We start from the raw sequence: 11,055 nt of genomic DNA, 5'->3' as shown, positions 1-11,055 counted from the left end.
GGCTGGACGCGGCGCTGCGCGAGCGCAAGCTCATGGAGCGCACCCGCAACCGCATGGAGCGGCTGCTGGAAATCACCCAGGCCGCCACCAGCTCGCTGGAGCTGGAGCAGATCCTCCGCCTCGCGGTGGAGAAGGTGGGCGCCGTCATCAACGCGGATCGCTGCTCCGTGGTGCTGGTCGAGGACGTCCACTCCCGTACCGCCAGTGTGGTGGCCACGATGGAGGATCCCGGCCTGTCGCTGGACGTGGACCTCGCCCGTTACCCCGAGCTGCGCCGGGCCCTGGAGACCCGGCAGGCGGTGCTGGTGGAGGAGGCGCAGCGGGATCCGCTGATGGCCGAGGTGCGTCCCGCCATCACCTCCGTGGGCGTGCGCTCCATCCTCGTGCAGCCCCTGGTGTGCCACGACGAGCTGCTCGGGGCGCTCTTCCTGCGCATGTCCCGCGGCTCCGAGGGCTTCGGCCGGGACGAGCAGGAGTTCGCCCAGGCGGTGGCCGCGGCGCTCGCCAACTGCATCCGCAACGCCCGCCTGCACACCGCGCTCAAGAAGAAGCGCGACGAGCTGGAGCTGGCCTATGTGGAGCGCTACCGCGAGCTGACCGAGGCCAACCGCCGCCTCAAGGATCTCAACCGGCTCAAGGACGAGATCATCGCCGTGTGCAGCCATGATCTGCGCGCCCCGCTCCAGGTGCTGCTGGGCCACGGCCGGCTGCTGCTGGAGAGCGGGCTGGATCCGCAGCAGAAGCAGTCCGCCGAGGCGATGATCCGCCAGGGCCGGAAGATCCTCAGTCTGGTGGAGTCGCTGCTGGAGCGTGGCAAGGGCGACGTGGCGCGCCTGTCCATCGAGCCGCGCGTGTTGGACATCGCCGAGCTGTGCAAGGAGAGCGTCAACGAGCTGGGGATCCTCGCCGCCGAGCGCGGGGTGGCCCTGCGGGCCGACTCCCCCGAGAGCATGATGCTCATCGGCGACGAGCTGAAGCTGCACGAGGTGCTCCAGAACCTCATCACCAACGCCATCCACCACGCCCAGGACGCGGGCGAGGTGGTGGTGAAGGCCTCGCGGCTGGCGCGGCCGGATGGTGACGTGGCGCGCCTCGTGGTGCAGGACGACGGCAAGGGCATTCCCCCCGAGGAGCTACCACTCGTCTTCGATCGCTACCGCAGCGGCTCCAAGAGCGGTGGTGGCGGTACGGGCCTGGGGCTCGCCATCTGCAAGGAGTTCGTGGAGCTGCACGGCGGGGAGATCTGGGCCGAGGCTCCGCCCGAGGGGGGCGCCGCGTTCATCTTCACCCTGCCGCTGGCGCAGGAGATCCACCGCGCGGTGAAGAACCTCCCCCACAAGGACACGTCCGAGCAGCCGCGCGTGCTGGTGGTGGAGGACGAGCCGGAGATCGCCGCGGTGCTGGTGGAGGTGCTGCGCTCGCGCTACCGCGTGGACGTGGCGCGCGACGGCGCCGAGGGCCTGGCGCGGGCACGCACGTCCAAACCGGACCTCGTGGTGATGGACGTCTTCCTGCCCAAGCTGGACGGTCTGGACGCCGCGGTGGCGCTCAAGTCCTCCTCGGACACCGCCAGCATCCCCGTCATCCTGCTGTCCGCCCACCAGGGCGTGGCCGACAAGGTCCGCGCGCTCAACCTCGGCGCGGTGGACTACATGAGCAAGCCCTTCAACGCGATGGAGCTGCTCGCGCGCACCGAGCGTGCCCTCAAGCTGCGCAAGGCCGAAAGCGAGATGGAGCGCACCTCCTCGCTCCTGCGGCGCAGCGGGAACGACCCCATCACCGGCCTCTATGACCGGCGCGGCCTCATGCTGCGGTTGGACCACGAGGTGAACCGCGGGCGGCGCTACAGCCGGCCGGTGAGCCTCGCGGTGCTCCGCCCGGAGCGCCCCGTGGGGGACGACCTGTTGCGGGGTGTGCCGGAGGTGATGCGCGCGCGGCTGCGCACGCCCGACATCATCGGCCACCTGGGCGAGGGTGTACTCGCCGTCGTCCTGCCCGAGTGCAATGTTGAAGCGGGACGCAACGTCATCGGCCGACTGCTGCCGGATGTCGAGAAGCACACAGGGATTGAGTACCGCTCGGCGGTGGCGGACGTGAGCCACGACAGCGAGCCGGTGGAGCGCATCCTGGAGCGGCTGGGCGCGCCGGCCCACGTGCCGAAGCTGTAGGCCACCTGCGCGAGCGCCGCCACCGCGCTAGACTCGGCGGCGTGCGTCTTCCTCGGACCCTCACCCGAGCCGTGCCCCTCCTGGCCCTTGTCGGGCTGGGCGCGTTCGCCGCCCCCGGCTCGCGGCGACCTCCGGTGGACCGGTCGGCCATGTACGAGGCCATCACCGCGGCGGCCAGTGACGAGGGCCTCGCCTCGTCCGCCAGCTACGCGCATTACCTGCGGGCGAAGCTGCTGAGCCTCGAGGGCGACCACCGGGGCGCGGTGGACGAGCTGCGACTCGCGCTGGCCACCGACGACAACAGCCCGCTCCTCCTCACGCAGCTGGGCGAGGAGTACGCGCGCCTGGGGGACATGACGCGCGCCGAGCGCGAGCTGCGGCGCGTGGTGGAGCGCCACCCCACGTATTACGCCGGCCGGCTGATGCTGGGGCGCGTGTTGATGGATGCCGGCAAGCCCGCGCGCGCGCGGCTGCACCTGCGCCGCGCCATCCAGCTCAAGCCCCGCGAGCCCGAGGCCTACCTCGTCCTCTCGCAGCTCCACCTGGCGGCCCGCGCGCCGGACCAGGCCGTGAAGGTGGTGGAGGAGTTGGCGGCGGCGCTGCCCGGCGAGTCCTCCGGCTACCGGCGCCTGGGGCTGGCCCTGGCCGATCGCGGGGACTCCGCCCGCGCCGAGCCGCTGCTGGCGCGCGCCATCGAGAGGGATCCCGGCGACGTGGAGGTGCTGACGACGCTCGCGCAGCTGCATGAGAAGGCCGGGCGCCTCTCCGCGGCGGAGGAGTCGCTGGCCCGGGCCCTGGAGAGAGACCCCGACAACCAGGCGCTGCTGGTGAGCGCGGGCCGGATCGCCCTGCGGCTCGGCTCGGCGGTGAGGGCTCGGGCGTACTTCGACCGGCTCCTGTCCCTTTCGGACGATCCGGAACTCACGGTGCGGGTGGCCTTCAGCTTCCTGTCCGCGCACGACAGTGTCTCGGCCGCCGAGGTGCTGGATGGCGCTCGGAAGGGCAGGGCGGCGTCGCCCCGCGTCTCCTTCTACGCGGGCCTCGTGCACGAGCGGCTGCGCCACTTCGACGTGGCCGCCACCGCCTATTCCGAGGTGCCCCTCTCCTCCGAGCTCTTCCCGGACGCGCGCGCCCGCCGCGCCGCCTGCCTCTCGCAGGTGGGACAGCACGCGGCCGCGCTCGCCCTGCTGCGCGAGGGCATCTCCGAGCGTCCCGATGACACGGAGCTGCGCATCCAGCTGGCCCGCGCCCTGGAGCGCCGGGGCTCACCCGACGAGGCCGTGGCCGCCTTGACGGAGGCCGTCGCGCGGATGCCGTCACCGGACCTGTACGAGGCACTCGCCTCCACCCTGCAACACCAGGGGCGCGCGGCCGAGGCCCTCTCCCTGCTGAAGGACGCGGTGGCGCGCCAACCCCGCGAGCCGGCCCTGCGCTACAGCCTCGGTTCCGTGCTCCTGTCCCAGGGGGACGAGGCCGGGGCGCTCACGTGGATGCGCAGCGTGCTCGAGGTGGACCCGGACCACGCGGCGGCCATGAACTTCATCGGCTACCTGTTGGCCCAGCGTGGCCGCGACTACGCCGAGGCGGAGCGGCTGGTGCGGCGAGCCCTGGTGCTGCGCCCGGACACCGGGTCCTTCCTGGACTCGCTGGGGTGGATCCACTTCCAGCGCGGCGAGTACCCGCGCGCGGTGGAGACGCTGGAGCGGGCGGTGGAGTTGGAGCCCGAGGAGCCCGTCATCCTGGAGCACCTGGGGGATGCGTACCACCGCGTGTCGCGCGAGGCGGACGCGGCCGGTGCCTGGAAGCGCGCGCTCGAGGTGCTGGCCCAGCATCCGGAGGCCGCCGACCCGGCGGATCAGCGCGCGGTCATCGAGCGCAAGCTGAAGTTGCTATCCACCGGTGCGGTGGGTCGCTAATGTCCCCTCCCAACACCATGGCGCGCTTCGACGAGGGTTTCTTCACTGGGAAGGACGGGCTCCGGCTGTACTGGATGTCCGAGCAGCCGGAGCAGCCCCGTGCCCACGTGGTGGTGGTGCATGGCTACGGCGACCACATCGGTCGTTACCGCACCACGTTCGATGCCCTCACGGCCCAGGGGTTCGCCGTGCATGGCTTCGACTACCGTGGCCACGGTCGTGCCGACGGGCGCCGGGGCTTCTGCAACACCTGGCCGGACTACCTGGACGACCTGGCCGGCTTCTGGGAGCGCGTGCGCCGCGAGGCGGGCGATCGCAAGATCTTCGTGCTCGCGCACAGCCACGGCGGGCTGATGACGGCGCACCTGCTGGCGCGCCACGGCCTGGAGGGCGTGAGCGGCATTGTGTTGTCCGCGCCTTATTTCAAGCTGGCCATCACGCCGCCGGCGCTGAAGGTCGTGGCCGCTCGGACGGTGGGCAGGGTCCTCCCGTGGATGCCCGTCAAGAGCGGGCTCACCCCGGAGCACCTCAGCCGGGACGAGGCGGTGCAGCGGGCCGTACGTCAGGACCCCCTCTACAATTCGCTGGCGACTCCGCGCTGGTTCATCGAATCCACCCTGGCCCAGGGCCGGGTGATGACGCTCGCCTCCGAGCTCCGGGTGCCGCTCTTCCTGCTCGCCGGGGCCGAGGATGGTGTCGCGAGCGTGGATGCCGGTCGCCTCTTCTTCGAGGCCGTGGGCTCGAAGGACAAGGTGTACAAGGTCTATCCCGGGATGCGTCACGAGCCCCTCAACGAGCTCGGCAAAGAGGAGGTCCAGCGGGATATCTCTAACTGGATCTCCGCGCATCTCTGACGTAGGTTCCAATTCTTTACAGAGCAAACTTCGATTCTCGAGGGCGCTTCCGAGGGTCACCGCATGGCACAGAGCGAGCAGACGGGCATCATCGGCAAGGGCATCATCATCCGGGGCAACCTCACCGGGGGTGGAGATCTGGTCATCGAGGGACGGGTGGAGGGGCAGATCGCCCTGAAGAACCACCTGACCATCGAGGGCACCGGCAAGGTGCAGGCGGACATCCGGGCCGAGGAGCTGACCATCAACGGCGAGGCGAGCGGCAACATCGACGCCTCGGGCCGCGTGGCCATCAACGCCTCGGCGAAGGTCGCGGGCGACATCAAGGCTCCGCGCGTGGTCATCGAGGACGGGGCGGTCTTCAACGGGTCCATCGAGATGGACGTGAAGCTGCCGGACGACATCTAAACGGGCCCTGGGGCCCGCTGTACCCTTCGGGAGGGGTGGACAACACTCATGGCGAATACGGTCATTGGTTCGAGCATTGTCATCGACGGTGAGATCTCCGGCGACGAGGACCTGGTCATCCAGGGCACCGTGAAGGGGAAGATCTCCTTGAAGGAGAGCCTCTACGTCGAGGGCAGTGGCGTCGTCGAGGCGGACATCGAGACGCAGAACGTGGAGATCGCCGGTCGCGTCACGGGCAACATCGCGGCGAGCGACAAGGTGGAGCTGAAGACGGACTGCCGCGTGGTGGGCGACATCAAGGCCCCGCGCATCCTCATCGCCGATGGTGCCTCCTTCAAGGGCAACGTCGACATGGACATCCCGAAGGAGCGCTGATCCTTGGCCACCGCGAAGGAACTGGACGCTGCGTCCGTCAACAACACCGTGGTGGGTCAGTCCATCCTCATCAGCGGCAAGCTGACGGGTGACGAGGACCTGACCGTGCGCGGCCGCGTGGAGGGCGAGCTCACGCTGAGCCGTACCCTCATCGTGGAGCCCACGGGCGTGGTGAAGGCGAACGTGGCGGTGAAGAACGCCATCGTGAGCGGCGTGGTGGTGGGCAACATCAACGCCACCGAGAGCGTGGAACTCACCCGCGAGGGTCGCATGGTGGGAGACATCCACGCCCCGCGCGTCATCATCGTGGACGGCGCGAGCTTCCGCGGCCGCGTGGACATGGGTGAGGTGGAGCCGGGCCGCGTGCCCGCCGACCGTCCGGCGCTGCCGCGTCCGACGGCCGTGCGTCCCGCGATGCGTCCGGGCACGACCGTCCCGGCCCGTCCGGCACTGCCCGGTGCGCGTCCCACGACGCCCGTCGCGGCCCCGGCCCGTCCGGCCACCGCCGCTCCCACGCGTCCGGTGCCGCCGGCCGCTCCGTCCGCGACCCGTCCGGCTCCGCCGGCTCCGCCCGCCGCGAGGACCGAGGCGCCTACCCGCCCCGAGCCTCCTCGGCCGCCGGCCGCCGCTCCGGTCCCCCCGACAGTCGCCGAGGGTGCACGTAAAAAGGTCGTGGTGAAGAAGAAGGGCCGTTAGTGCGTTGAGGTGGCGCGCTGTCGCGCCACCGCACCGCCGTCCGTGGCCCGGTGAGGGTCCATTCAGGGGTGCCTGCCGATGAACGCCATGAACGCCGAGAACAGGACCGACGAAGTGGACGCGCAGCCGAGCACCCCGGGCGAGGAATCGACCGAGGGCTCCGCTCCCGAGGCTTCCGCCGCTCCCACCGAGTCCCAGGAGGGGTCGGAGGAGGCGCGCGAGGAGCCCGCCCAGGAGCCGTCCGCTCCGGAGCCGCCTGCCCAGGCCGTGGAGGCCTCGGGGGGTGAGCAGCCCGCCGAGCAGACCACGGCTCCCGTGGAGGCCGTCGCGCCTCCGCGCCGCCGGGGGAACGTGGCGCCCGCTCACATCCCGCTGGAGCGGATCGACGAGGACACCACCTTCCAGATCCGTCCGGTGGGAGAGTTGTCCGCGCTGGCGACCGATCTGGCGCGGCTGGGGCAGCTCTTCCCGGTGGACGTGCGCTTCAAGCCGCCGGACAGGTTCCAGATCATCTCCGGCTTCCGTCGGGTGGCGGCGCTGCGGTTCCTCAAGAGGGACCGGGTGCTGGCCCGTCTGCACACGGATGTGTCGGACGAGGACGCGCTGCTGATGGCGCTGGCCTCGGCCATCCACGACGCCCCGGTGAGCCGGGAGGATCTGGAGGCCAAACGGGAGCAGTTCGAGGCCGAGGGCCGGCTGACGCCCATCGCCCGGGACATGCTGGACAAGGCGCTGGCCGACGACGACTCGCTGGCGCCGGAGACGGTGGATGAGGAGGTCGACGCGGACGAGCTGGCCGCCGAGGCCACCCAGCGGCTGGTGGACATCAACCAGGACCTCGCGCTGCTGGCGGACGTGTTCGCCGACCTCGATGAGACGCGGAAGCAGGAGCTGATCACCCAGCTTCGCTACTCCGCGGATCTCGTGGCTTGGCTGGAGAGTCTGTGAATGGTGGACGCGCTCGCGCGTGACCGGGCCCGCCTGCTGGAGCTGCTCACCGAGCGCTCCTTCGAGCGGCGCAAGGTGGTCCTCTCGTCCGGCAAGGAGTCGGACTTCTACATCGACTGCAAGCGCACGGCGCTGCTGGCCGAGGGGCACTTCCTCATCGGCCGGTTGCTGCTCCAGGCGGTCCTGCGTGAGGCCTCCGAGGCCATCGCGGTGGGGGGCCTGACTCTGGGGGCGGATCCGCTCGCCTCGGCGGTCAGCCTGACGAGCTACCTGTCGGGGACGCCGCTGCATGCCTTCATCGTCCGCAAGGAGCCCAAGGGCCATGGTACGGGCCAGTGGATCGAGGGCATGAAGGCGCTCGCTCCTGGTGCGTCGGTGGCCATCCTCGAGGACGTGGTCACCACGGGGGCCTCCACGCTCAAGGCCATCGAGCGGGCGCAACTCGAGGGATTGAAGGTGCTCGGGGCGTTCGCGCTGGTGGACCGGCTGGAGGGCGGTCGCGAGGCGGTCGAGGCCTCCGGGAACCGGCTCTTCACCCTGTACACCCGCAAGGACTTCATTCCATGAAGACGCAGTTGCGGCTCGCGGCGCTGCTGTCGGCGCTCGTGGGCTGTGTCTCCACGCCGCCCACGCTGGGGGATCCGGCTCCGGTGCTCAAGGACGAGCGCCAGGAGCTCGTCTACCAGGAGGTGCTGGAGCGGTTCTCGGCGCGCGACGAGCTCTACAGCGGCTTCGACACGGTGCTCTTCGCGGCGGCCACGCTCCAGACGCCCGCCTTCCGCGAGGCCCGGGTGCGCCGCGAGGCCACCTTCAAGGCCCTGCCTCGCGAGCGCGTGGAGGAGGTGCTCACGCGCGAGCTGGCCGAGGCGGTGAAGGCGCACGAATTCTTCCTCGGCGTCCACGTCTTCAACTACCGCTACGACGACTTCGACCGCAGTTCGTCCATCTGGAACCTGGTGCTGGTGACGCCCGCGGGTGAGGTTCGGCCCGTGAGCGTGGAGCGCGTGGGCCGGGCGGACATGGAGCTGCGCGCCTTCTACCCGTACCTGGGCACCTTCTGGGTGGGCTACCGCGTGCGCTTCCCCACCACGTTCGCGGATGGCAAGGCCGTCATCCCCTCGGGCACCGAGCGCGTGGTGCTGCGCATGGCCTCCGCGCTCGGCAAGGTGGAGATGCGCGTCCACGCGCACTAGCGCGGTTCAGGTCTGATCGGGCCGCAGCACCCGCTGCTCCGGCGTGAGCGGCTGACCGGCCTTCAAGAGCCGATCCAGCAGCGCGCTCGGCGAGGCGTCATAGGAGAAGGGTTGGGCGCGGGTCTCGGGGATGAAGCCCTCGTCCACCGCGCGCCGCATCAGCGCCAGCAGCGGCCCGTAGAAGTCCGCCACGTTCAGCAGGCCGATGGGCTTCTGGTGGATGCCGAGCTGGGCCCAGGTGGTGATCTCGAAGAGTTCCTCGAAGGTACCGACGCCGCCGGGCATGGCGATGAAGGCATCCGCGCGCTCGGCCATCATCGCCTTGCGCGTGTGCATGGAGTCCACCAGGTGCAGCTCGGTGAGCCGCGGGTGGGCGATCTCCCGATCGCTCAGCACCTGGGGGAGCACGCCCACCACCTTGCCCCCTCCGTCGAGGGCCGCGTCCGCCATGGCGCCCATCAGCCCCACGCTGGTGCCGCCGTAGACGAGGGTGAGCCCCCGCCGCGCGAGCTCCGCGCCCAGCGCCTTGGCCCCCTCAAGGTAGTCCGGACGGGCACCCATCCGCGAGCCACAGAAGACACAGACCGACTTGATTTCCATCTAGGGCATTCCCCTGAAACGTTCCGGGTTGGCGGCGATGTAGACCACCGCCATGGCGATGACGAGCAGCATGGGCGCCGCCCGCGAGAAGACACGGGGCCCCCCGCGCAGGGCGATGCCCATGGGCACTCCGAAGAGGAAACCTCCGAGGTGCCCGGCCCAGCTCACCCCTGGCAGCAGGCTGAGCACGGCCACCTGGGCGAGCCAGAAGAGGAGGCTGCGGCGGAACTCCCGCGTGGCGACGATGAACATGGCCCCGCCCCAGCCGAGGATCATCCCCGAGGCCCCCACCATGGGGATGTCGAAGTTGAAGAGGAGGGCGAAGGCCGAGGCGCCCAATGTGGCGACGAGCGAGAGCAGGATCATTCGCCCGCTGCCGATGGCTCGCTCCAGGGGCATGCCCAGCGAGTACGCCACCGACATGTTGAAGAGGAGGTGGATGGGGCCGCCATGCGCGAGGGCGCAGGTGAACACGCGCCAGTACTCGCCGGCCTGCACGAGGGGCCCGTAGAGGGCCATCCGCTGGAAGACGGGACCCATGCGTCCGTCCAGCATCGAGCCGCCCTGGCGAAGGACGGCATCCAGCACGAACAGGGCCACCGAGCCGCCGACGACGGCCGCGCACACGGGCGGCCAGGGCTGGCGCACGGGCGGGGTCGGGGGCTGCTCGTCGGGACGCTCGGGGGCAGGGGGCCGCTCGGGCCCGGGCGGCTCCAGGGTGTGGCGCGGGTCGGTGGGGTAGGTCATCCGGCGCTCAGAGCTCTCGGCGGACCACGGTGTCGCGCTTGCCGTGGTGGTCGTCCGTGTTGGGGTAGTCCAGCGTGAAGTGGAGGCCGCGGCTCTCCTTGCGTCGGCCAGCGCAGTCCACGATGAGGGTGGCCACGTCGCAGATGTTGCGCAGCTCGATGACGTCGCGCGTCACCTTGAAACGCCAGTAGTAGTCGCGGATCTCCTCGCGCAGCAGGTCCAACCGACGGCGCGCCCGCATCAGGCGCTTGTCCGTGCGGACGATGCCCACGTAATTCCACATGAAGCGGCGGATCTCATCCCAGTTCTGCGTGACGACGACGCTCTCGTCCGACTGCACCGCGCTGCCCTCGTCCCACTGCGGCGGATCCTCCGGGGGCGGGCTGAAGGTGCGCGCCTCCTCGGCGCACACCTTCGCGGCGCGGTGGCCGTAGACGAGTCCCTCCAGCAGTGAGTTGGAGGCGAGCCGGTTGGCGCCGTGCAGGCCGGTGTGGGCGACCTCGCCGATGGCGTAGAGGCCCGGCACGGTGGTGCGACCATTCAGGTCCGTCACCACGCCGCCGCACATGTAGTGGGCCGCGGGCACCACGGGGATGGGCTGCACGGCCATGTCGATGTTGAAGCCCTTGCAGGTGGCGTAGATGTTGGGGAAGCGATCCATGACGAAGGCTCGCCCCAGGTGCGTCATGTCCAGGAAGACGCAGTCGTCACCGGTGCGCTTGAGCTCCGCGTCGATGGCGCGCGCCACCACGTCGCGCGGGGCCAGCTCGGCCAGCCGGTGGTAGCGGTCCATGAACTGCTGGCCGTTGCGCAACCGCAGCTTGCCGCCCTCGCCGCGCAGGGCCTCGCTGATGAGGAAGCTCTTGGCCTCCGGGTGGTACAGGCAGGTGGGGTGGAACTGGTAGAACTCCATGTTCGCCACCTCGGCCCCGGCCCGGTACGCCATGGCCACGCCGTCGCCCGTGGCCACGTCCGGGTTGGAGGTGTACAGGTAGACCTTGCCCGCGCCTCCGGTGGCCAGCACCGTCACCTTGGCCAGGAACGTCTCGATGTGGCCGCGCTCGGTGAGCACGTAGACGCCCAGGCACCGGCTGGAGCGGCCCGGGCTGGGGCGCTGGTCCAGGATCAGGTCCACCCCGGCACTGTGCTC

12 protein-coding genes are annotated in these 11,055 nt (G+C 70.5%); 9 read left to right on the top strand and 3 right to left on the bottom strand.

Annotated features, from left to right (window positions below; genetic code table 11):
* The 9 genes from VF794_RS05320 to VF794_RS05280 form a co-directional block, all read left to right on the top strand.
* Positions 1 to 2,168: ATP-binding protein (locus tag VF794_RS05320; protein ID WP_331108087.1), on the top strand; the 2,168-nt coding region annotated here is incomplete at its 5' end.
* 41 nt (positions 2,169 to 2,209) lie between these two features.
* The gene (locus tag VF794_RS05315) at positions 2,210 to 4,084 is read left to right on the top strand and encodes a tetratricopeptide repeat protein (RefSeq protein WP_331108086.1); all 1,875 of its coding nucleotides are present in this window, start codon (positions 2,210 to 2,212) and stop codon (positions 4,082 to 4,084) included.
* A 17-nt stretch (positions 4,085 to 4,101) separates the two neighbouring features.
* On the top strand, positions 4,102 to 4,938 hold the full coding sequence (locus tag VF794_RS05310) for a lysophospholipase (RefSeq protein WP_331108088.1): 837 nt from the start codon (positions 4,102 to 4,104) through the stop codon (positions 4,936 to 4,938).
* 63 nt (positions 4,939 to 5,001) lie between these two features.
* Positions 5,002 to 5,346, top strand: coding sequence for a bactofilin BacN (gene bacN, locus VF794_RS05305; RefSeq protein WP_331108085.1), 345 nt, complete (start codon positions 5,002 to 5,004; stop codon positions 5,344 to 5,346).
* A gap of 48 nt (positions 5,347 to 5,394) precedes the next feature.
* A complete protein-coding gene (locus VF794_RS05300; RefSeq protein WP_309888709.1) occupies positions 5,395 to 5,721 on the top strand; it encodes a polymer-forming cytoskeletal protein in 327 nt (108 codons plus the stop codon).
* A gap of 3 nt (positions 5,722 to 5,724) precedes the next feature.
* Positions 5,725 to 6,417, top strand: a complete 693-nt coding sequence (locus VF794_RS05295) for a polymer-forming cytoskeletal protein (protein ID WP_331108084.1) — start codon at positions 5,725 to 5,727, stop codon at positions 6,415 to 6,417.
* A 78-nt stretch (positions 6,418 to 6,495) separates the two neighbouring features.
* On the top strand, positions 6,496 to 7,365 hold the full coding sequence (locus VF794_RS05290; RefSeq protein WP_331108083.1) for a ParB N-terminal domain-containing protein: 870 nt from the start codon (positions 6,496 to 6,498) through the stop codon (positions 7,363 to 7,365).
* A complete protein-coding gene (pyrE, locus tag VF794_RS05285; RefSeq protein ID WP_331108082.1) occupies positions 7,366 to 7,932 on the top strand; it encodes an orotate phosphoribosyltransferase in 567 nt (188 codons plus the stop codon).
* The gene (locus VF794_RS05280; protein WP_331108081.1) at positions 7,929 to 8,558 is read left to right on the top strand and encodes a hypothetical protein; all 630 of its coding nucleotides are present in this window, start codon (positions 7,929 to 7,931) and stop codon (positions 8,556 to 8,558) included. The genes pyrE and VF794_RS05280 overlap by 4 nt, the downstream gene beginning before the upstream one ends.
* 6 nt (positions 8,559 to 8,564) lie before the next feature.
* Here the strand turns inward: VF794_RS05280 and VF794_RS05275 are convergent, their stop codons facing one another.
* The 3 genes from VF794_RS05275 to VF794_RS05265 form a co-directional block, all read right to left on the bottom strand.
* Positions 8,565 to 9,158 carry a TIGR00730 family Rossman fold protein gene (locus tag VF794_RS05275; protein WP_331108080.1) on the bottom strand — a complete coding sequence of 198 codons (594 nt, stop codon included), beginning with the start codon at positions 9,156 to 9,158 and terminating at the stop codon, positions 8,565 to 8,567.
* Positions 9,159 to 9,905, bottom strand: coding sequence for a rhomboid family intramembrane serine protease (locus VF794_RS05270; protein ID WP_331108079.1), 747 nt, complete (start codon positions 9,903 to 9,905; stop codon positions 9,159 to 9,161).
* Between the two features lie 7 nt (positions 9,906 to 9,912).
* Positions 9,913 to 11,055: L-aspartate oxidase (locus tag VF794_RS05265; RefSeq protein ID WP_331108078.1), on the bottom strand; the 1,143-nt coding region annotated here is incomplete at its 5' end.

It is taken from the genome of Archangium sp., from assembly GCF_036389735.1.
In the GTDB taxonomy this organism is placed as follows: Bacteria; Myxococcota; Myxococcia; order Myxococcales; family Myxococcaceae; genus Archangium.
The sequence above is the reverse complement of the archived record's forward strand: the minus strand, read 5'-3'. Positions and strand labels throughout refer to the sequence as shown.

Coding starts and splice junctions, on each gene's coding strand:
- VF794_RS05310 (WP_331108088.1), top strand. CDS start 4,102: ATGGCGCGCTTCGACGAGGGTTTCTTCACTGGGAAGGACGGGCTCCGG.
- bacN (WP_331108085.1), top strand. CDS start 5,002: ATGGCACAGAGCGAGCAGACGGGCATCATCGGCAAGGGCATCATCATC.
- pyrE (WP_331108082.1), top strand. CDS start 7,366: ATGGTGGACGCGCTCGCGCGTGACCGGGCCCGCCTGCTGGAGCTGCTC.
- VF794_RS05280 (WP_331108081.1), top strand. CDS start 7,929: ATGAAGACGCAGTTGCGGCTCGCGGCGCTGCTGTCGGCGCTCGTGGGC.
- VF794_RS05275 (WP_331108080.1), bottom strand. CDS start 9,158: ATGGAAATCAAGTCGGTCTGTGTCTTCTGTGGCTCGCGGATGGGTGCC.
- VF794_RS05290 (WP_331108083.1), top strand. CDS start 6,496: ATGAACGCCATGAACGCCGAGAACAGGACCGACGAAGTGGACGCGCAG.
- VF794_RS05300 (WP_309888709.1), top strand. CDS start 5,395: ATGGCGAATACGGTCATTGGTTCGAGCATTGTCATCGACGGTGAGATC.
- VF794_RS05270 (WP_331108079.1), bottom strand. CDS start 9,905: ATGACCTACCCCACCGACCCGCGCCACACCCTGGAGCCGCCCGGGCCC.